The 21,088-nt window shown below is 35.4% G+C and carries 15 protein-coding genes and 1 pseudogene; 13 read left to right on the plus strand and 3 right to left on the minus strand.

What is annotated here, in order from left to right:
- Nucleotides 1-12 precede the first annotated feature (12 nt).
- The 8 genes from VIX88_RS12560 to VIX88_RS12595 all read left to right on the plus strand — a co-directional run bounded on the left by VIX88_RS12560 (nucleotide 13) and on the right by VIX88_RS12595 (nucleotide 12,536).
- On the plus strand, nucleotides 13-2,772 hold the full coding sequence (locus VIX88_RS12560; RefSeq protein ID WP_214193925.1) for a 2-oxoglutarate dehydrogenase E1 component: 2,760 nt from the start codon (nucleotides 13-15) through the stop codon (nucleotides 2,770-2,772).
- Nucleotides 2,773-2,826: 54 nt separating this feature from the next.
- Nucleotides 2,827-4,059, plus strand: coding sequence for a 2-oxoglutarate dehydrogenase complex dihydrolipoyllysine-residue succinyltransferase (gene odhB, locus VIX88_RS12565; RefSeq protein ID WP_064970648.1), 1,233 nt, complete (start codon nucleotides 2,827-2,829; stop codon nucleotides 4,057-4,059).
- 43 nt (nucleotides 4,060-4,102) lie between these two features.
- Nucleotides 4,103-5,449: an NAD(P)/FAD-dependent oxidoreductase gene (locus VIX88_RS12570; RefSeq protein WP_064970646.1), complete on the plus strand. Its 1,347-nt coding sequence runs from the start codon at nucleotides 4,103-4,105 to the stop codon at nucleotides 5,447-5,449.
- Entirely contained in the window at nucleotides 5,446-6,126 is a 681-nt protein-coding gene (gene trmD / locus VIX88_RS12575; protein ID WP_004919912.1) for a tRNA (guanosine(37)-N1)-methyltransferase TrmD, read from the plus strand. The genes VIX88_RS12570 and trmD overlap by 4 nt, the downstream gene beginning before the upstream one ends.
- Before the next feature lie 144 nt (nucleotides 6,127-6,270).
- A complete protein-coding gene (gene ccsB / locus VIX88_RS12580; RefSeq protein ID WP_064970645.1) occupies nucleotides 6,271-9,444 on the plus strand; it encodes a c-type cytochrome biogenesis protein CcsB in 3,174 nt (1,057 codons plus the stop codon).
- A 331-nt stretch (nucleotides 9,445-9,775) separates the two neighbouring features.
- Nucleotides 9,776-10,210, plus strand: coding sequence for a hypothetical protein (locus VIX88_RS12585; protein ID WP_237190342.1), 435 nt, complete (start codon nucleotides 9,776-9,778; stop codon nucleotides 10,208-10,210).
- 14 nt (nucleotides 10,211-10,224) lie between these two features.
- Nucleotides 10,225-11,307, plus strand: a complete 1,083-nt coding sequence (recF, locus tag VIX88_RS12590) for a DNA replication/repair protein RecF (RefSeq protein WP_214193926.1) — start codon at nucleotides 10,225-10,227, stop codon at nucleotides 11,305-11,307.
- A 176-nt stretch (nucleotides 11,308-11,483) separates the two neighbouring features.
- A complete protein-coding gene (locus VIX88_RS12595) occupies nucleotides 11,484-12,536 on the plus strand; it encodes a DUF4917 family protein (protein WP_214193927.1) in 1,053 nt (350 codons plus the stop codon).
- Nucleotides 12,537-12,846: 310 nt separating this feature from the next.
- Here the strand turns inward: VIX88_RS12595 and VIX88_RS12600 are convergent, their stop codons facing one another.
- The 3 genes from VIX88_RS12600 to VIX88_RS12610 form a co-directional block, all read right to left on the minus strand.
- Nucleotides 12,847-14,853: a S9 family peptidase gene (locus tag VIX88_RS12600; RefSeq protein WP_081271761.1), complete on the minus strand. Its 2,007-nt coding sequence runs from the start codon at nucleotides 14,851-14,853 to the stop codon at nucleotides 12,847-12,849.
- 80 nt (nucleotides 14,854-14,933) lie between these two features.
- Nucleotides 14,934-15,713 (minus strand): zinc ribbon domain-containing protein, encoded by a 780-nt coding sequence (locus tag VIX88_RS12605; protein WP_004919890.1) that lies wholly within the window; start codon nucleotides 15,711-15,713, stop codon nucleotides 14,934-14,936.
- Nucleotides 15,714-15,717: 4 nt separating this feature from the next.
- Entirely contained in the window at nucleotides 15,718-16,815 is a 1,098-nt protein-coding gene (locus VIX88_RS12610; RefSeq protein WP_064969393.1) for a Nif3-like dinuclear metal center hexameric protein, read from the minus strand.
- 67 nt (nucleotides 16,816-16,882) lie between these two features.
- Here VIX88_RS12610 and VIX88_RS12615 point away from each other — a divergent pair, with 67 nt between their 5' ends.
- From VIX88_RS12615 to VIX88_RS12635, 5 genes and pseudogenes are all read left to right on the plus strand, one after another.
- Complete coding sequence (locus VIX88_RS12615; RefSeq protein ID WP_214193928.1) at nucleotides 16,883-17,725, plus strand: ion transporter; 843 nt, start codon at nucleotides 16,883-16,885, stop codon at nucleotides 17,723-17,725.
- Nucleotides 17,726-17,793: 68 nt separating this feature from the next.
- Nucleotides 17,794-19,383 (plus strand): peptide chain release factor 3, encoded by a 1,590-nt coding sequence (locus VIX88_RS12620; RefSeq protein WP_004919879.1) that lies wholly within the window; start codon nucleotides 17,794-17,796, stop codon nucleotides 19,381-19,383.
- Between the two features lie 175 nt (nucleotides 19,384-19,558).
- Nucleotides 19,559-19,891 carry an ArsR/SmtB family transcription factor gene (locus VIX88_RS12625; RefSeq protein WP_064969392.1) on the plus strand — a complete coding sequence of 111 codons (333 nt, stop codon included), beginning with the start codon at nucleotides 19,559-19,561 and terminating at the stop codon, nucleotides 19,889-19,891.
- 55 nt (nucleotides 19,892-19,946) lie between these two features.
- Nucleotides 19,947-20,419: pseudogene (locus tag VIX88_RS12630) on the plus strand (DUF6428 family protein).
- 2 nt (nucleotides 20,420-20,421) lie between these two features.
- A complete protein-coding gene (locus VIX88_RS12635) occupies nucleotides 20,422-21,036 on the plus strand; it encodes a low molecular weight phosphatase family protein (protein WP_064969431.1) in 615 nt (204 codons plus the stop codon).
- Nucleotides 21,037-21,088 lie beyond the last annotated feature (52 nt).

The following is a 21,088-nucleotide window of genomic DNA, read 5'->3' on the forward strand; positions in this document are numbered from 1 at the left end:
AAATCTGTCATAATGGATAAATTTTCATTCTTAAATGCAACACATGCTGATTTTATAGATAGCATGTACCAGCAGTACTTAAAATACCCAGATAGTTTAGAGCCATCTTGGAAAGCTTTTTTTCAAGGGTTTGATTTTGCTCTAGAAAATTTTGGTGAAGACGATTCTTTTACGGAAAAAGTAGGTGCGTCTTCTTTATCTCAGCAAGTAGGTGTCCCAGATGATATTATAAAGGAGTTTAAAGTTCTTAACTTAATAGAGGCTTATAGAACTAGAGGTCATTTGTTTACTAGAACTAACCCTGTTAGAGAGAGAAGAACTTATCTCCCTGATTTATCTATAGAGAATTTTGGATTATCAAAGTCAGATTTAGATACTAAATTTAACTCTGCTACAGAAACAGGAATGCTGGGAGCTGCTACTTTGGCAGACATTATTCGTCATTTAGACCAAATTTATTGCGACTCTATCGGTATAGAATATATGCATATTCGTGAGGTAGAGGAGAAGGAATTTATTCGCCAGTGGATTTCTAAGAATGAAAATCACCCAGAACTTTCGGCAGACGAAAAAATACAGATTTTATCTAAGCTCAATCAAGCGGTAGCATTTGAAAACTATCTTCATACTAAATTCGTAGGACAAAAGAGATTTTCACTGGAAGGAGGAGAGTCTTTAATCCCTGCTTTAGACCAGCTTATTAGTCGTTCTTCAAAACATGGTGTAGATGAAGTGGTTTTGGGTATGGCACACAGAGGGAGGCTTAATGTATTAACTAATATCTTTGGGAAATCATACAAGCAAATCTTCTCTGAATTTGAAGGTAAAGAATTTGAGGAAGATGTATTTTCTGGAGATGTTAAGTATCACTTAGGTTCTACTACGAAAATAAAAACGGCTGCAGGAGAAGAGGTAATTATCAATTTAACGCCTAACCCGTCTCACTTAGAAACTGTAGCTTCTTTAGTACAAGGTATTTCTAGAGCTAAAATAGACCATACTTACGGTAATAATTTTAAAAAAGTATTACCGATTGTTATCCATGGAGATGCAGCTATTGCAGGACAAGGAATTGTCTACGAGATTGCACAAATGATGACTTTAGACGGCTACAAGACAGGAGGAACGGTTCATATTGTAGTTAATAATCAGGTAGGATTTACAACCAACTATCTAGATGCGAGGTCTTCTACTTATTGTACGGATATTGCTAAGGTAACAGACTCGCCTGTGATGCATGTAAATGCAGATGATGTAGAGGCTGTGGTACATGCAATTAGATTTGCGGCAGATTATAGAGCAGCGTTTGGCAAAGATGTTTATATAGATTTGTTAGGATACAGAAAGTACGGACATAACGAAGGTGATGAGCCTCGTTTTACGCAGCCTAAACTTTATAATACCATTGCGAAACACCCTAGTCCTAGAGAAATATATAAAGTAAAACTAGAGAAAGAAGGAGTGCTTTCTGAAGGAGTGTTGAAGAAGATGGAGGAAGAATTTAAAACCCTTCTTGATAAAGATTTTGATGCATCTAAAGAAATTCAAAAAAATACTTTAGATGTATTTATGGAACAGGTTTGGATTAAGTATCTAGCCCCTGCAAATAAACAAAAAGTTCTAAAGGCTGTAGAAACTCAATACAATGCTGAACAGCTAAAAGAGTTGGCAGTTAAGATGTCCTCTTTGCCTAAAGATAAAGCTTTCATAAGAAAAATCACTAGACTTTTTGAACAAAGGCTAAAAATGATAGAAGAGGATAAGTTAGATTGGGCAATGGCAGAACTTTTAGCTTATGCTACGCTTCTTGCAGAAGGGTACAATGTGAGAATTTCTGGGGAAGATGTGGAGAGAGGTACTTTTTCTCACCGTCATGCTGTGGTAAAAACAGAAGATGCAGAGGAGGAATATGTACCATTACAACATATCAACGAAAATCAGCAGTTTCATATCTATAACTCGTTGTTATCGGAGTACGCTGTTTTAGGGTTCGACTATGGTTATGCTATGGCATCGCCTGATACTTTAACCATTTGGGAAGCACAGTTTGGAGATTTCGTGAATGGCGCTCAAATTATTGTGGACCAATATTTGGTAGCTGCAGAAGAAAAATGGAAGCTGCAAAATGGTTTGGTAATGTTGTTACCTCACGGCTCTGAAGGGCAAGGTGCAGAACACTCTTCGGCTAGATTAGAGAGATTTTTAACGCTTTGTGCTAATAATAATATTTTCGTAGCTAACTGTACAGTTCCAGCCAATTATTTCCATTTATTGAGAAGGCAAATGAAGTTTCCGTTTAGAAAACCGTTAGTGGTAATGACACCTAAGTCGTTACTAAGACACCCTAAGGTTATTTCTTCTATGGAAGAGTTAGCAAACGGAAGTTTCCAACCAGTGATTGATGATGCTACGGCTGATGCTTCTAAGGTGGAGAGATTAGTGATGTGTTCTGGTAAGGTTTACTACGATTTATTGGCTAAAAAAGAGGAATTGGGAGATGAGAAAGTAGCTTTAGTAAGGCTGGAGCAGTTATATCCTTTGGATTCAGAGAAAATAGAGACTGTGTTGTCTAAATATTCTAACAGAAAAGATTTTGTATGGGTTCAAGAAGAGCCAGAGAATATGGGAGCTTGGTCTTATATTTTGAGAAATTTCCGCAAGTATGATGTACAAGTAATTGCACCAGTTCCTAGTGGAACGCCAGCACCAGGTAGCCATAAGAAGTATGAGATTAACCAAACTAATGTAATTAACCAAACATTTAGTATCTAGAAATAGAGTAATATTAAAAATAAAAATCAACGAATAATAAAAAAACACCCCAATATGTCAATATTAGAAATGAAAGTTCCCTCTCCGGGAGAGTCTATTACAGAAGTAGAAATCGCTACTTGGTTGGTTCAAGATGGTGATTATGTAGAAAAAGATCAGCCTATTGCAGAAGTAGATTCTGATAAGGCAACGCTAGAACTTCCAGCTGAAGAAAGTGGTATCATTACGCTAAAGGCAGAAGAAGGCGACGTAGTAGAAGTAGGACAAGTGGTTTGTCTAATTGATATGAGTGCGGCTAAACCAGAAGGTGGTGCAGCTAAGCAAGAGACTGCTAAAGTAGAAGAAAATAAAGAAGAAGTTAAAGCAGAAGCTCCAAAACAAGAGGCTTCTCCTGCAACCTATGCTACAGGAACACCGTCTCCTGCAGCTAAGAAAATTCTAGATGAAAAAGGGGTAGAGGCATCTCAAGTAAAAGGAACAGGTAGAGATGGTAGAATTACTAAAGAAGATGCAGAACAGGCTTCTGTACCGGCTATGGGTTCTGTATTTGCTACTAATGGGTCTAGATCTTCTAAGACAACTAAATTATCTTCATTGAGAAGAAAATTAGCTCAGCGTTTAGTTTCTGTTAAGAATGAGACGGCGATGCTTACTACTTTCAATGAGGTAGATATGAGTGAGATTTTCAGAATTAGAAAACAATATAAAGAGGAGTTTGCAGCGAAGCACGGTGTAGGTTTAGGCTTTATGTCTTTCTTTACAAAGGCGGTTACTAGAGCGTTACAAATGTATCCAGAGGTAAACTCTATGATAGACGGCAATCAAATGATTACTTATGATTTCTGCGATGTTTCTGTGGCTGTATCTGGTCCTAAAGGGCTTATGGTTCCTGTACTTAGAAATGCAGAAACAATGTCTTTCCGTGGTGTAGAGGCTAGCATTAAGGAACTAGCAGAGAAGGCAAGAAACGGGAAAATTACGGTAGATGAAATGACAGGAGGAACTTTTACTATCACTAATGGTGGGGTATTTGGGTCTATGCTTTCAACACCGATTATCAATCCGCCTCAATCTGCAATTTTAGGAATGCACAACATTATCCAAAGACCAGTAGCAGTAGATGGGCAAGTGGTTATTCGTCCAATGATGTATCTAGCGTTATCTTATGACCACAGAATTATAGATGGTAGAGAATCTGTAGGTTTCTTAGTAGCGCTAAAAGAAGCTATTGATAACCCTGTGGAGCACTTGCTAGGAGGTGATGAAAGAAGAGGATTAGAGCTTTAATCAATCACATTAAAATAATTTAAAAACTTCCACTCAATTCTTTTTGGGTAGGAGTTTTTTATTGCTACTTGTAGGAGTAATAGTTGTAATTAAAATCTTTAAATTTGTATCTTTAAATTTAGACTTTGTGGAAGCAAGAGAGAAAATAATCATCATAGGAGGCGGTTTTGCTGGGTTGCAACTCGCAAGAAAACTCAATGGTAAAAGGAAAAAGGTAATGGTGATAGATAAGGTAAATCATCATATGTTTCAGCCCTTATTTTATCAGGTGGCATGTGGGAGGATAGAACCTTCTAACATATCGTTTCCTTTTAGAAAGATATTCCAAAAGTCTAAAAATATACAATATAGAATGACGGAGGTTACCAAAATACTTCCTGAAGAAAATAAAATCATTACAGAAGATTCCGAGTTTTCTTATGATAAACTGATTATAGCCACAGGATGCAAAACTAATTTTTTTGGTAACGAACAAATGGAGCAACTGAGTTATGGTATGAAAAATACTCAGGAAGCTATCAGTATTAGAAATCATATTTTACTCACTTTTGAGAAACTTATTATAGAAAGAAAGAGGTCTGACGATGGTAATTGGAATATCGTAATTGTAGGGAGTGGTCCTACAGGGGTAGAATTGGCAGGAGCATTTGCGGAAATGAAGGCAGATATTTTGCCTAGAGATTATCCTAAGATGAATTTTAATGACTTAGAAATAATCTTAGTGAGTTCTACCAAAAAGCCGCTGGCGGTAATGAGCGAAGAAGCACAGAATAAATCTGAGGAGTATCTTAATAAGTTGGGTGTTAAATTTATCAGTGATGATAGGGTGGTAAACTATGATGGTAATAAAGTTTATCTAAAAAGTGGTAAGGAAATTCCGTCTAACAATGTGATATGGGCAGCTGGTGTAACAGGAAATATCATTGAGGGATTATCAGAAGAGCAAATCATCAACAATAGATACAGAGTAGACCGCTACAATAGAATAAAAGGTTGTAACAATATATTCGCGATAGGAGACATCACTTATATGGAAACACCTAAATATCCTCAAGGGCACCCTCAGGTGGCTAATGTAGCTATAAATCAAGGAAGAAATTTAGGTGATAATCTGAACAAACGCTCCGAAAACGATTGGAAAGAATATGAGTATTTTGATAAAGGTTCTATGGCAACGATAGGGAAACATAGAGCTGTGGTAGATTTACCATATATGAAGTTTCAGGGCTTTTTTGCATGGTTTTTTTGGATGTTTTTACATTTAATGCTGATTCTTTCGGTGAGAAATAAAATCGCCATATTTTTTAACTGGATGTGGAGTTATCTCAATGGAGATTCTTCTTTAAGATTGATTATACTTCCTAACAAAAAAAACAGAACAGAACAATGAGAATAGATATTATAAGTGTAGTACCAGAGCTCATGGAAAGTCCTTTTAAGACTTCTATTCTTAAAAGAGCTATGGAGAAAGGCATTGCGGAAGTTCACTTTCATCATTTAAGAGAGTGGGGCGTAGGTAAACATCGCCAAGTAGATGACGAGCCTTATGGTGGTGGTGCAGGTATGGTAATGATGGTAGAACCGATAGACCTGTGCATTTCTAAACTAAAATCTGAACGAGAGTACGACGAGGTAATTTACCTTACACCTGATGGAGAAACTCTTAATCAAAAAATAGCCAATACCCTTTCTATCAAAGAGAATCTTATTCTTTTGTGTGGGCATTATAAAGGTATAGACCAAAGAGTGAGAGATTTACACATCACTAAAGAAATTTCTATTGGAGATTTTGTTTTAACGGGAGGCGAACTTGCAGCTTGTGTCTTGGCAGATGCTGTTATAAGGCTATTGCCAGGCGTTCTTAATGATGAGCAATCGGCTCTTACAGATAGTTTTCAAGACGATTTGTTAGCCCCACCCATTTACACTCGTCCTGAAAATTACAAAGGGCTGAAAGTTCCCGAAGTCTTATTGAGTGGTAACTTTCCTAAAATAGATGATTGGCGTTACGAACAAGCACTACAAATCACTAGAACTAAAAGACCTGATTTGTTAGGAGAAGATTAGAAGATAGGTAAGTTTTAGGAGATGGTATTTCTCTGAATATCATAATTTACAAAAACTATCTAGGTATATTCTTTTATTTAAAATATCCTCCTTATTTTTGCGGAGCTAATGATGAAACTTTTCATTATTGATGATTAAATTATTATGAAAAAAATCCAAAATATTCTTGTATCCACCCGTACTATGGCGGTGTTGCTGTTGGTTTATGCTTTATCTATGGCGTATGCCACTTTTATGGAAAACGATTATGGCACGCCTACGGCAAAGGCTTTTATCTATGAGTCTAAATGGTTCGAGGCAATTATGTTTTTGCTTATCATCAATTTTATAGGCAATATTGGCAGGTATCGCTTATGGAAACGAGAAAAGTGTCCTTTATTGGTTTTCCATTTATCATTTATTTTGTTGTTTATAGGAGGAGCTATTACTAGATATATCAGTTACGAAGGAACGATGCACATTCGTGAGGGAGAAACTTCTAACGAAATAGTAACTAGCAAGAATTTCTTTAAAATCCAAATAGAAGAAAAAGGGGAAGTGCTTAATTATGCAGATATTCCTTTTTTGATGACGCCAGAAGTGCCTTTTTGGTCTAAAGTAACCAACCATTACTTTAAAGCGGCTTACGACTTTAATGGTAAAAAAATAAAAGTAAAGCAGTTGGCTTACACACCTAGAAAGAAGGACAGTATAAAGGTAACGCCTAATGGCAAAGAGTATCTTCATTTTGTAACCACAGACGATGCAGGAAGGTTAGAATATTATCTGTCAGAAGGAGAGGTTAAAAATATCGGTGGTACATTAGTAACTTATAACAGACCGATAGACGGAGCGGTGGAGTTTAAAAAACAAGATGGAAAGCTTTACATTAAAACACCTGTAGATGCTACTTATATGGTAATGGCGAGTCAAGAAGTGGGGGCATCTCCTAAAGACGAATATACGCCGCTATCTCTTAGAAGTTTATACACGATTAACCAAATGAGAATTGTAGTGCCTGAAGGACTGAAAAGAGGCGAAATAGTGTCTTATTCTGGGGATAAAAAGAAGGATAAAAATATACCTGATGAGCTTTTACTAGAGGTAGAAGGTCCTAAAACTAAGCAGCAAGTCAGCCTACAAGTACAAGAAGGTAATCCTAACTTGGTAAAACAAATTTCGTTAGATGGTATGAATATGATGTTAGGGTTTGGTGCTAAAGTTTACACTACGCCATTTGCATTGAAGTTAGACGATTTTGTGATGGAAACCTACCCAGGGAGTTCTTCGCCGTCTGCTTATGAGAGCCATGTTCAGATTATAGATAATGGTAAACAAACACCATACAAAATTTATATGAATAATGTACTTAATTATCGTGGGTACCGTTTCTTCCAATCTAGTTTTGATGCAGACAGACACGGCACGATACTATCGGTTAATCACGATTATTGGGGAACGCTTATTACCTATATAGGCTATACACTTATGTTTATTGCAATGTTTATTACTCTGTTTTGGAAAGGAACTCGTTTTTGGTCTTTAAATAAAATGTTGAAAGATATTAGCAAGAAAAAAGCGTTAGGAATATTATTACTGGTGTTGAGCTTTGGTTTTCTACAAGCACAACCAAAAACGCCAACAGCCAAAACTTCTACTCAAAAAGTGCTTTCTGCCGATGATATGGTACAGCACATCAATATAGATAAGGCTCATGCAGAGAAATTTGGTTCTTTGTTAGTGCAGAGTTATGATGGGAGAATACAGCCAGTAAATACACAGGCACTAGATATTTTGAGAAAACTCGCAGGTAAAGAATCTTTTAAACAATTAGATGCTAACCAGTGGTTTTTGTCAGCGACTATAGACCCGATGTTTTGGGCTCAAGTACATATTATTAAGGTAGAGACTAAGGGAAAAGTAGGAGAGGAATTAAAGAAAAAAACCAAGGCGAATGACGAGGGCTATACTAGCCTTGTAAATCTTTTCCCTGCGGATAAGTTTGGTAATCTTCGTTTTGTTTTAGAAGATGATTATAACGAAGCTTTTCATAAAAAACCAGCTGAACAATCTAAGTACGACCAAGCAGTCATCAAACTTAATGATAAAGTACAAGTGATGAATGCCCTAATGTCTTGGCAATATTTCCGTGTGATACCTGTACAGAACGACCCTAACCATAAATGGAACTCTGTAATGGACGCTAATTTCCAAATAGATACTAATGCACAGGAGGTACTAGGTCCTTACCTTTCTTCGGTACTGATGGCTACACAGAGCGATAAGTGGGCAACTGCTGATAAAGAACTAGATAAAGTAAAGAGCTATCAAGCAAAATGGGGTAAAAATGTTATTCCGCCTCAAACCAAGATAGATTTAGAAATTTTAATGAATAAACTTAATCTCAACTTTAAGTTGATGATTTTTTATAGCGTTGTTGCTGCATTATTGTTGGTACTTGGCTTTGTAGAATTATTTAAACCCAATCGTTTGTTACATAAAGTCATTAAAGTGATTTTAGCAGCAGGGATATTGGGTTACCTTGTGCATCTTGTAGGCTTGGGTATCAGATGGTATATTTCGGGACATGCACCTTGGAGTAACGGTTATGAGGCGATTATGTTTATTTCTTGGGTAGGTATTAGTGCAGGGTTATTACTTTACAGAAATAATAACGCTTTGATACCTTCGGCAGGTTTCTTGGTGGCGGTACTTCTGATGGGCTTTGCTCATGGTGCGGTAAGTCTAGACCCGCAGATTACACCTTTAGTGCCAGTGCTTAAATCTTATTGGTTAGTAATCCATGTGGCTATTATTACCTCTAGTTATGGTTTCTTTGCACTGTCCTTTATTATAGGGATTATGGTATTGTTGTTTTACATTATTTCTAGTAAAGCTACTTTCCAAAAACATAATGATACCACGATAAAAGAGCTTACTGCCGTTTCAGAAATGTCGCTTACGATAGGGCTTTTTGCGCTTACAATAGGTACTTTTTTAGGTGGAGTTTGGGCTAACGAATCTTGGGGAAGATATTGGTCTTGGGACCCTAAAGAAACTTGGGCATTTATATCGGTTATGGTATATGCTTTCGTATTGCATATGCGTTTGGTGCCAGGGCTTAGAGGGCGTTATGCTTTTCATATGGTAACTATGTTTGCTTTTAGTTCGGTTATTATGACTTACTTTGGGGTTAATTATTATCTTTCAGGGTTACACTCTTATGCGGCAGGAGACCCTATCCCTGTACCAGCGTGGGTTTATATTACAGGGGCGAGTATGATTACCATTTCTTTAGCGGCGTGGTTTAAATATAAAAAACTGAACTCCAAAAACTAAGAGTAAAATCATTTTTACACAATTAAAAAAATATATTATAGACAGTCAGATTTATGTTTCCGTAATGGGGACGGCTCTGACTGTCTTTTTTGTCAATAATACCAAAGTTCAGATTTCAGTTGAGCTATTGAGTTTGGTTTTTCTCACTTATTTTAATGGTTATCTATATACTAAATATCAATATAGAAAGCCAATCATTGGTAGAATATTAGTAGTTAATACAGTTAGTTTTGCACTCGGCATAATGCTGATTTTGTCTTTTTATAATGTTGATATTTTACTGAAATGGCTTACGATTTTATTGTTAGGGTTGGCTTATAACTCTCGTTTTTTGAATACTTTTGTCCGAAAAATACCATTACTAAAGATATTTTATGTGGGGTTGAGTTGGGCTTTGGTAAGTGCTTGGCTATTTTTACCTAAAATAGATGGAGCTATTTTTTGGGTGAGTTTTCTTTATGTTTCGGCATTGGTGTTACCTTTTGATATACGAGATAAATCCAGCGATAAAGTGATAACATTCCCTAAGTTTATAGGCGTGGCGGCGACTAAAAGGCTGGCTTATGTTTTACTTATTTTTAGCGGAGGGCTATCGTTTATTTATTTTAATACACTTTATGCGGTGGCGTTTGGTGGAGCTATTGTGGTAGCTTTAGCTTTGGTGTATGGTGCGTCTGAAAGTAAGCCCGATTGGTATTTTTCTCTATGGGTAGAAACTTGTTGTGGGCTTCCGCTTTTATTTCTGATTTTATTGGAGTATTTTTGACCAATTTTTCAGTAATGATTATCAAAAAATTATATTTAACAAATTTCAAAAATCATCAAGAGCGAGTGTTTGATTTTTCCTCCGAAATCAATAGTTTCGTAGGGAATAATGGGGCAGGGAAGACCAATATTTTAGACGCTTTGCACTATTTGTCCGTAGGTAAAAGTTTTCTAGGGAATTCTGATGTTAATAATATTTTGACGGGGGAAGACTTCTTTACTTTAGAGGCGGTGGTAGATGATGGCGAAAAAGAAACGATATTAAAAATTATCCAAAGCAAAGACGCTAAAAAATTGGTAAAGAAGAACGATAAGTCTTACGCTCGTTTGTCAGACCATATTGGGTTTTTGCCAAGTGTGATGATTTCTCCCTATGATACCAATCTTATCTCTGATTCTGGGGAGAGCAGAAGACGATTTTTAGATGCGATGATTTCGCAGGTAGATGCAGAGTATTTGCACTCTATTATGCAATACCAAAAAGCACTTAAACAAAGAAATGCCTTACTAAAGTCTTTCGCTAAAAATAGATATTTTGATAAAGATTCGCTAGAGATTTATGATGAGCCTTTGTGCCAATATGCAGGGGTGATTTTTGAAAAGAGGAGCCTATTTATCACACAGCTACTGCCTACTTTTTTGCATTTTTATAATATGATTTCTAATGGTAAAGAGGAGGTGGATATTGTTTACCAATCGGATTTGGAAGAGCAAACAATGGCAGAAGTCCTATCTCAAAATGTAGAAAAAGACCGAGTGCTGACCTACACTTCTAAAGGAATTCATAAAGACGAACTTCGCTTTGAGATGAGTGGGGATTTGATAAAGAAAATTGGTTCCCAGGGGCAGCAGAAGTCGTTTTTAATTGCGTTAAAGTTGGCTCAAATCAACCGTATTAAAGAAATTACAGGGAAGACGCCTCTGTTGTTACTAGACGATATATTTGATAAGCTGGACGACCGCCGTGTGGCTCAACTTATAGAATTGGTGAACAAAGAACATTTCGGACAGATATTTATTACAGATACCCATAAAGAACGAACGGAAGCCGTAGTAAAAAACATCAATGAAGAAAGCCGTATTTTTGAGATAGCTTAAGATTTTTTTGCATAAACAGAATTGTTGCCTGTAATTTTATGAAAAAATGTCGCAACAATCTCGTTTTCAGATTTAAAACAAGACAAAAAGTCTACTATATTTTCAATTTTTCAAATTTTTTACTTTGGGCATAATTTTGCGTTCTTTAATTTCATAATCTTAAAAAATTAGTAATTATGAATTATAAAGATTTACCTACTTACAGCGAAATTTTAGACCAATTAGAAAAAAAGAAAAGAAAAAAGCATTTACTTTTCGGAAATGGTTTTAGTATTGCATACGACCATTCTATTTTTTCATATAATGCACTAAGTAAATTTATAGAAGATAACGGTAATGATGCGGTTAAAGGATTATTCAAAACTTTGAACACCACAAATTTTGAATTAATTATGAGACAACTTGAAACTTTTTCAAAAGTAGCCCATATCTTTAGTGACGATGAAAAAACACAAGAGAAAATAAATGTAGTTATTTCTGAACTCAAAAAAAGTCTAATAGATGCAGTTACTAAATTGCACCCATATCATGCTTTTGAAGTCCCCGAAAATAAAAGTAAAGCATGTATCAAATTTCTGGAAGAATACTTATCAAAAGAAGGATTTGTATTTTCAACAAACTATGACTTATTGTTTTATTGGATATTGATGAGAAATGAATCAAAGCATATTATTGATGGATTTGGTAGAGATTTGGAAACAGATTTATATCACAAGAAAGAAGAAAATGATGAGTTAGATTATTCAGAGCTGAGATGGGGAAAATATAGCAAGGAACAAAATGTTTTCTATTTACATGGAAGTTTACCAATATTTGATGACGGAATTAATGTTGTAAAAGTTCAATATGATAATGAACATTATTTATTAGAAAATGTAAAAGAAAGAATTACTAAAGGCGAATATCCTGTTTTTGTTACAGCGGGTGATGGAAATCAAAAATTGAATCAAATTACACATAATAAATATCTAAATTTTTGTTTAGAAAAATTAATGAATATAGAAGGTTCATTAGTAACCTTTGGTTTTAATTTTGGAGAATACGATGAGCATATTATTGAAGCAATAAACATTGCTGCAAAAAGAGGTAAAAGAAGCGGAGAAAAACTACATAGTGTTCATATCGGAGTTTATTCCGAACAAGATTATAATCACATTTTAAGTATTACAGACAAATTTCAGTGTAAAGTCAATACTTATGACGCAAAAACTGCAAACATTTGGAATTAAAAAAACTGTAGACAACATGGGTTTTGCAAGATGCGGGGGTGAAGGAAATCTCAGAAATATTCTAGAAAATATCCGCAAAAAACTTTTCCATTTTTTAGTTTTTCGTAATTTTAAAAAATGGAAAATGTTTTTGCTAGCGTTCGGTTCTCCTCTCCACTTATGGTTGTAGTAGCCCGCATCTCGCAAAGCCTCTTTCCTCCAAAATAAAGGTTTGATATTTAATGTAAAACACTTTTAATTCAGTTGATTAAAAACAATAAAGGATAGGTTTATAAACCTATCCTTTTTATTATATCCTATGTTAGTATCCTTAAAGCGTTTCTTTTAACCAATCAAAGAACTCTCTCTGCCATACCAGACCGTTGTGAGGTTTTAGCACCCAATGGTTTTCGTTAGGGTAGTAGAGTAGTTTGGCTTTTAGTCCTTTTAGTCTTGCCGCTTGAAAGGCGCCTTGTCCTTGCTCATAAGGCACTCGGTAATCTTTGTGCCCTTGTATAATCATCATAGGCTTGTTCCAATTTTGTACATAGTTACTCGGATTAAACTCTGTATAAGCTCTTGGTAGAGGGTTGTCGTAAGGAGAACCACCCAAATCCCAGTTCGCAAACCAAAGTTCCTCAGTATTAAGATACCACGATTTCATATCAAATAGACCATTGTGAGAAATAAAGGTCTTAAATCTGTTTTGGTGTATCCCTGCCAACATAAATACACTGTAACCACCATAACTAGCCCCTACGGCAGCTATCCTGTCCCCATCTACAAACGGAAGTGTTTTAGCGTAATCTGTAGCAGAAAGATAATCTCTCATAGGTTGTCCGCCCCAATCTTTAGAAATAGCTTCGTTCCATTCTACACCCCAGCCTTGCATACCTCTTCTGTTAGGAGCGATAACGATATAGCCGTTAGCCGTCATTAGTGCAAAGTTCCATCTAAGCGAGAAATATTGCGTTAATGCAGACTGCGGACCTCCCTGACAATAGAGTAGTGCAGGATATTTTTTGTTAGGGTCGAAGTTAGGTGGGTAGTGGAACCATACGCCCATCTCTTTGCCGTCCGAAGTTTTTACCATTCTAAGTTCAGATTTAGAAGTGGCGATGTTTTGGTACATCTCTTTATTAACTTCGGTAACTTGCTTCATTGCTCCGCTTTTGGTGTTTACGGAGAATAAGTCGGCGTTGTGGTTGATGTCTGTTCTAGTAACTAAAAGTTGGTTTTTGGTTTCTGTGATAATATCGTTTACATCAAAAGTTCCTTCTGTGATTTTAGTTACCTTTTTAGATTTAGGACTGATGCTAAAAAGCTGTTTAGTACCTCTGTAAGCTGCTGTAAAGTAAAGCAACTGATTGTTTTGGCTCCAAAAGAAATCTCCAGTAACAGACTCGTCCCAATCTTTGGTAAGGTTGGTTATTACTCCTGTTTTCCAATCCATTATTTTGAGGTCGTTTTTATCTGCCTCATAGCCGTCCCTTGCCATACTTAACCAAGTAAGATAATTGCCATCAGGGCTGAACTTAGGGCTTACATCATAGCCCTTATTTGCTTCCGTAAGATTCTTTATAGTTTCACTATCAAAATGATAAGAGAAAATATCTGTATTGGTAGATTTGGCATATTCCGCTCCTTCCAAAGGCTTCATTACAAATAATAATTGAGAGGAATCAGGGCTGAATACAAAATCTTCTGCTCCTCCAAAAGGTCTTTGTGGACTGTCCCACTTTTTACCTTCTAGTAAATCTTTAGGAGAGCTATTTTTGTCCAAATCTATCACAAAAATATGGTTGTATCTTCCTTGGTTAAAGTAATCCCAATGGCGGTGGTTTAGGTCAGAGTAAACATGAGCTGTTGTATTAGGTACATCATTATATTTTTCTTTACCAAGCACCTTTTCTACAAGCACTTCTTTACTGTAAGCTATCTTTTTTCCATTAGGAGAGACGATAACATTATCGGCATCATCAGGTAGAGTATAGAACGAACTCCACGTTTTACCTTGGTCTTTTGAAAGGAATATCTGCTTACCTTCCGTGGCATAGATACCATTCTTATCCCATTGGAAGATGTTTTTTCCGTTAAAATTAACTTTAGACGAAAGATTGTTTTTTAAATTGAGAAAGTAGTTTTCGGAATTGGTTTTTTCTGTCTTTAAGTCGGTTTGTCCTACTTTATAGATTAACCCCGATTGGTCTGGAGCAACTACTTGAACGCTCATTCTTTTGAGCGTCCACAATTTCTCTGGTGTCATAAGGTTTTGAGCACTGATGAGCATCGGGAGACTGGTCGCCACAGCCAGCATTTTTTGTTTTAAGTTTATCATAAATTAAGCATTATAGGTTAAGTAAAGCCCAAAAATAAAAAAATCCGCCCTAAAAGAGCGGATAGATAAGATTTATTTTCTTAGAATTTGATTATTTCCTTCATTTTTTCTGTTTCTTCAATCACCAAATCGTCATCTACTAAGATTTTACCAGAATGTTCATCTATAATAATCTTTTTTCTTTGAGCAATTTCCATCTGCTTCTGTGGAGGGATAGTAAAGTAAGACCCTTTAGGAGCTCCTCTCTCTATACCTACCACTGCAAGACCGTTAGATGACCCTTTTCTAATTCTTTGGTAAGATGCTAGAAGCCTTTGGTCTATCTTATCTGCGAACTCTTGAGATTTTTCTAGTAAAAACTCTTCTTCTTTTTGAGTTTCTGCGATAAGGCTTTCTAGTTCGTTCTTTTTAAAAGTAAGGTGGTTTTGTAACTCTTCAATCTTAGCTTCTAGATTGTTTAAAGATTCTGTTTTGTGGTCTTTTTTAGCACCAAACTCTTTAATCTTCTTCTCCGCTAATTGGATTTCTAGTTCCTGATATTCTATTTCTTTAGCTAGAGCTTCAAACTCTTTGTTGTTTCTCACATTGTCTTGTTGAGATTTATATTTCTCTATAAGCCCTTGTGCGTGAGAGATGAGTTCTTTTTTATTTTTTATTTCAACTTCTTGCTCTTTAATTTCGGTAGCAAACTTTTCGGCTCTTTTTCCTAAACCTTCTATTTCTATCTCCAAATCTTCTACTTCAATAGGAAGTTCACCTCTTGTATTTCTAATTTCGTCTAAACGAGAGTCTATAAATTGTAAATCATACAATGCTCTTAGTTTCTCTTCTACAGAAATGTCGTTTGTTTTCTTAGCCATATCTTTATATAAAGTAATTTACAGGGTTAGTACTTTGAGTGGTTTTCAAGGTTGCAAATTTAGTAAAATTTTCTGATAAAAGTTCAAATAATTGTTGTATGATAAATTGTTCAGACTCAAAGTGTCCTATATCGCATAACAATAATTGATTTTCCGCTTGGAAAAAGTCGTGGTATTTAAGGTCAGCCGTTAGATAAGCATCACATCTGTTGGCAAGTGCGGCTTTAATACCATCAGCACCGCTTCCGCCTAGCATTGCTACTTTTCGGATAGGTTTATTGAGTTTTTGGCTGTGTCTAATGACTTGTAATCCAAAAGTTTTCTTTACTAAATTTAAAAAGTCTTCTTCGGAGATTTCGGTTTCAAACTCACCATATTGACCTAAGCCTAGATATTGATTTTCATTTTCAAGGTTATAGATTTGATAAGCCACTTCTTCGTATGGGTGAGCTGTTTTCATCGCTGAAATGATGGCGTTCTTTTTATACTTTTCAAAAATAACGGAGATTAAAGTTTCCTCTACGCTTTCCCTTGTGCCTTGTTGTCCTATAAATGGTTGAGAACCTTCTTGGGGTTTAAAGGTGCCTGTTCCTTTGATATTAAAACTACACTCGTTATAAAAGCCAATGCTTCCTGCTCCAGCCGAGAATAAAGCCTCTTTTACTTTCTCTTCGTAGTCTTTAGGTACATAGACGGAAAGCTGTTGCAAATCATGATTCTTAGGCATTAAAGTTTTAAGGTTCTTTAATCCTAGTTCTTTTCCAATTCTATGATTAACGCCCATAAAATCGTTATCCAGAGCGGTGTGTATGGCAATAATGGCAATTTTGTTTTCTAGGGCTTTCATCACACTTCTTTCCACATAGTTTTTGCCTGTGATACTTTTTAAGCCAGAGAATATAATGGGGTGAAATGATAAAATAACATTGGTGTTTTTCTCAATGGCTTCATCTACAATGTGTTCTAGTGTATCGTGAGAGATAAGAACGCCTGTAACTTCTCTTTTTGGGTTTCCACAAAGAAGACCTACATTGTCAAAATTTTCTGCTTGTGCGAAGGGTACGAGGCGATTAAGTTCTGCTACTAGTTCTTTTATTTTCATTTAAAAACTGAATTATTTTTCCACGAAAATAAGAATTTATTATTTATTTGTTATTTTCGCAGCGGCTATGATACATAGGGTCAGAATAAAAAAAGAGCATAATCTCGTTCCAGAAAAAGGTTGGAAGAAAGAGCTATTTCGCATTATCTATGGGGCAGATACCCCTTTGGGAAAACTTTTTGATATTGTACTTCTTATCCTTATTTTAATTAGTACACTTACCGTTGTTTCGGAAAGTTTAAGACCTGTAGATAAGCAATATCATCATCTTCTTTTAGCTATTGAATGGACTATTTCTATCTTCTTTACGATAGAATATATCTTGAGAATTGTAATTGTCAAAAATAAAAAAGACTATATTTTTAGCTTTATGGGTATTATTGATTTCTTATCGATGATACCATTCTTTTTGAGCTTGTTTTTCCCACAGACTAAGTTCTTTATGATTATCCGACTGCTAAGAATGTTAAGGGTTTTCAGGATACTTAATTTGATGGATTATATGCACGACGGACAATATATTGTGCAAGCACTTAGGAAAAGCTCTCGTAAGATATACATATTTATGCTATTTATTATCATTATAGTGGTATTGTTAGGTTCTGTAATGTATGTGATAGAAGGGGGCGAAAACGGTTTTGTGGATATTCCTACTTGTATTTATTGGGCGGTGGTTACTTTGACTACGGTAGGTTATGGAGATATATCGCCTGTAACTCCTTTAGGTAAGTTTTTATCGGTTATTTTGATGCTTTGTGGTTATAGCATTATAGCAGTTCCTACAGGAATTGTAACTTCCGAAATGAAGTTAAGAACGAAAAAGGATAACGATTGTGAACGCTGTGGAAACTCTAGTAATGATGATGATGCTAGATATTGTAAAATCTGCGGAGAAAGATTAAAAGACTAAATTGAGACAGGTGTTTTTCTAATCAAAAAATTATACCGATTTTTGCAGTCTCAAAAAACAGTTTACTAATGTCTTTAGAAAAAGAAATTGCAAAAAGAAAAACCTTTGGGATTATCTCTCACCCCGATGCGGGTAAAACTACGCTTACTGAAAAATTACTTTTATTTGGTGGGGCGATACAGGAAGCAGGAGCCGTAAAATCAAACAAAATAAAGAAAGGAGCTACTTCGGACTTTATGGAGATAGAACGCCAAAGAGGTATATCGGTAGCGACTTCGGTACTAGCATTTGAATACAGAAATCACAAAATAAACATACTAGATACACCAGGTCACAAAGACTTCGCAGAGGATACTTATAGAACTCTTACAGCGGTAGATTCTGTAATCGTTGTGATAGATGTAGCTAAAGGGGTAGAAGAGCAAACGGAGAAACTAGTTCAGGTATGCCGTATGAGAAATATCCCAATGTTGGTATTTATCAATAAATTGGATAGAGAGGGTAAAGATGCCTTTGATTTGCTAGATGAGGTTGAGCAGAAGTTAGGACTTAGTGTAGTGCCTCTTTCTTTGCCAATAGGTATGGGAGCTCAGTTTCAAGGGATTTATAATATTTGGGAGAAAAATATCCAACTGTTTTTAGAGGAAAAAAAACAAAAAGTAGGCGAGAGTATTACTTTTGATGATATTCAAGATAAAGCAATAGACGATGCGATAGGTGCAAAAGCAGCAGAAACTTTAAGAGAAGAGTTGGAGCTTATAGAATCTGTTTATCCTGAATTTGATAGAGAGCTTTATATGAAAGGAGAACAGCAACCTGTGTTTTTTGGTTCTGCACTTAACAATTTTGGAGTAAGAGAACTCCTAGATGCCTTTATAGATATAGCTCCAATGCCGCAGCCTAAAGAGTCTGATGTGAGGGTGGTAAAGCCAGAGGAGAAAAACTTTACAGGATTTGTATTTAAAATCCATGCGAATATGGACCCTAAGCACAGAGACCGTTTAGCCTTCGTAAAGATTGTTTCGGGAACATTCAAAAGAAATGAAAATTATCTTTTGGTAAGAGAAAATAAAAAGATGAAGTTTTCTTCTCCTAATGCGTTCTTTGCAGATAAAAAAGAAGTGGTAGATGAGAGTTATCCAGGAGATATTGTAGGTTTGCACGATACGGGTAACTTCCGTATTGGAGATACTTTAACGGCAGGAGAAAAACTTAACTTTAGAGGCATACCAAGCTTCTCTCCAGAACACTTCCGATATATAAATAATAACGACCCACTTAAAGCAAAACAACTGGCTAAAGGTATAGACCAATTGATGGACGAAGGTGTGGCACAGCTATTTACTTTAGAAATGAACGGAAGAAAAATTATCGGTACAGTAGGAGCGTTACAGTATGAAGTTATCCAATATCGATTAGAACACGAGTATGGAGCCAAATGTTCTTATGAACCTATAAGTATACATAAGGCATGTTGGGTTGAGGCTGATGAGAAGTCGGCAGAGTTCCAAGAATTTGCAAGGCTAAAACAACGCTTTTTAGCTAGGGATAAATATAATCAGTTGGTTTTCTTAGCAGATTCTTCATTTACAATTACAATGACGCAAGAGAAATTCCCTAATGTAAAGCTACATTTTATTAGTGAATTTAATAGATAGAAACTGATTTAGACTTTAAAAAAAGAGAGAGATGATTTTAACTATATCATCTCTCTTTTTTTATAATAATTGAAGATATGATATATGTATTTATGTAGTAGACATAAAATAATAGTAAAAAATAAATCTAATTTCTTGTCAGTCTAAAAAACAATCGTATATTTGCGATGAACTTATGAAAAGAAATTTAGAACCTATTGATTATACGGGAGATGTAGAATTACTAGCCGACTTTGCGAAAGCTTTGGCTCATCCTACTCGTATCGCTATCTTATCTTATTTAGAACAACAAAATTCTTGTTTTACAGGAGACTTGGTGGATATATTCCCATTAGCACAATCTACTATTTCTCAACACCTTAAAGAACTGAAAAGGGTAGGACTTATAAAAGGAGAACTTAATCCTCCAAAAATAAAATATTGTATAGATGAAGAAACATGGAATCTTGCCAAATCTTTATTCTTGAATTTTTTTGATAAAAAAATTCAATCCTCTTGTTGTGATTGATAAAAAAATATATAACAATTATCGTTTATTCGCGATTAACTAAAATTAAATTATTATGAAATTATCAGAATTTAAAAAAGTACTAGCTACACTAGACAGAATTGATTTTCAAATACCTAATGGAGATTTTATTCCGCCACATTTTCATATTACAGAGGTAGGTCAAATTACCAAAGATTTTATAGATTGTGGTGGAACAATAAGAAAAGAAAAATGGGTAAACTTTCAGCTGTGGACGGCAACAGATTATGACCATAGACTAACTCCTGAAAAACTATTAGACATATTATTACTCTTTCCGAAAAACAATTACATCTTACTGATGCGGAGATAGAAGTAGAGTATCAAGGGGAGAGCATTCAGAAGTTTGGTTTAGATTTTAGAGGAAAGCATTTTGTTCTCACAACTAAACAGACGGATTGTCTAGCTCCTGATAAGTGTGGAATCCCTACTGAAAAGCCTAAATTAAAACTTTCAGAGCTTCAGAATAAAACTAATTGCTGTGACCCTAATTCAGGATGTTGCTAAAAATGAATAAAGATGTTTTATTATCTAATGTTCAGTGGTTTATAGAACAATTAGAGGTAGATTCTATTTCCAAAGATAGGAGGAAAATTATAGACTTCATTACAGAAAAGCAAAGTAAGGGGAAGCCTATTAGACTTAATTTTATTTGCACACATAACTCTCGCAGAAGTCATCTTTGTCAAATATGGGCAAAGACTATGGCTTATTACTTTGGAGTTTATAATATAGAGTGTTACTCCGCAGGAACAGAAGCTACGGCTCTATTCCCTAAAATAGTAGATACTCTTCGTAATGTAGGTTTTTCCATAGAGACATTGTCGAAAGATGAAAGCAATCCTATCTATGCTATAAAATACTCGGGTAACGAGATGCCTATTATTGGATTTTCCAAAACTATAGACCATCTTTTTAACCCTAAGGAAAATTTTGTTGCTGTTATGGCTTGTTCTCAAGCGGATAACAATTGTCCTTCTGTTCTAGGTACAGAAAAACGATTTTCCATAACTTATGAAGACCCTAAAATTTCTGATAATACATCTAAACAAACTTCTGTTTACGCTGAAAGAAACTTACAAATAGCCACAGAAATGTTGTATGTATTTCGGAATATTAAATAAACAGACGCTATTTAATCTTTTATATAAAAAAACCGAGAGAAAATTTCTCTCG

Source organism: Riemerella anatipestifer (genome assembly GCF_035666175.1).
In the GTDB taxonomy this organism is placed as follows: Bacteria; Bacteroidota; Bacteroidia; order Flavobacteriales; family Weeksellaceae; genus Riemerella; species Riemerella anatipestifer_D.

Excerpts from the sequence above, each read along its gene's own strand:
- VIX88_RS12610 (WP_064969393.1), bottom strand. The coding sequence starts at position 16,815 with ATGAAAATAAAAGAACTAGTAGCAGAACTTAATCGCCTCGTACCCTTC.
- trmD (WP_004919912.1), top strand. The coding sequence starts at position 5,446 with ATGAGAATAGATATTATAAGTGTAGTACCAGAGCTCATGGAAAGTCCT.
- VIX88_RS12620 (WP_004919879.1), top strand. The coding sequence starts at position 17,794 with ATGTCTTTAGAAAAAGAAATTGCAAAAAGAAAAACCTTTGGGATTATC.
- VIX88_RS12625 (WP_064969392.1), top strand. The coding sequence starts at position 19,559 with ATGAAAAGAAATTTAGAACCTATTGATTATACGGGAGATGTAGAATTA.
- VIX88_RS12560 (WP_214193925.1), top strand. The coding sequence starts at position 13 with ATGGATAAATTTTCATTCTTAAATGCAACACATGCTGATTTTATAGAT.
- VIX88_RS12605 (WP_004919890.1), bottom strand. The coding sequence starts at position 15,713 with ATGGCTAAGAAAACAAACGACATTTCTGTAGAAGAGAAACTAAGAGCA.
- VIX88_RS12595 (WP_214193927.1), top strand. The coding sequence starts at position 11,484 with ATGAATTATAAAGATTTACCTACTTACAGCGAAATTTTAGACCAATTA.
- odhB (WP_064970648.1), top strand. The coding sequence starts at position 2,827 with ATGTCAATATTAGAAATGAAAGTTCCCTCTCCGGGAGAGTCTATTACA.
- ccsB (WP_064970645.1), top strand. The coding sequence starts at position 6,271 with ATGAAAAAAATCCAAAATATTCTTGTATCCACCCGTACTATGGCGGTG.
- VIX88_RS12635 (WP_064969431.1), top strand. The coding sequence starts at position 20,422 with ATGAATAAAGATGTTTTATTATCTAATGTTCAGTGGTTTATAGAACAA.
- VIX88_RS12615 (WP_214193928.1), top strand. The coding sequence starts at position 16,883 with ATGATACATAGGGTCAGAATAAAAAAAGAGCATAATCTCGTTCCAGAA.
- recF (WP_214193926.1), top strand. The coding sequence starts at position 10,225 with ATGATTATCAAAAAATTATATTTAACAAATTTCAAAAATCATCAAGAG.
- VIX88_RS12600 (WP_081271761.1), bottom strand. The coding sequence starts at position 14,853 with ATGATAAACTTAAAACAAAAAATGCTGGCTGTGGCGACCAGTCTCCCG.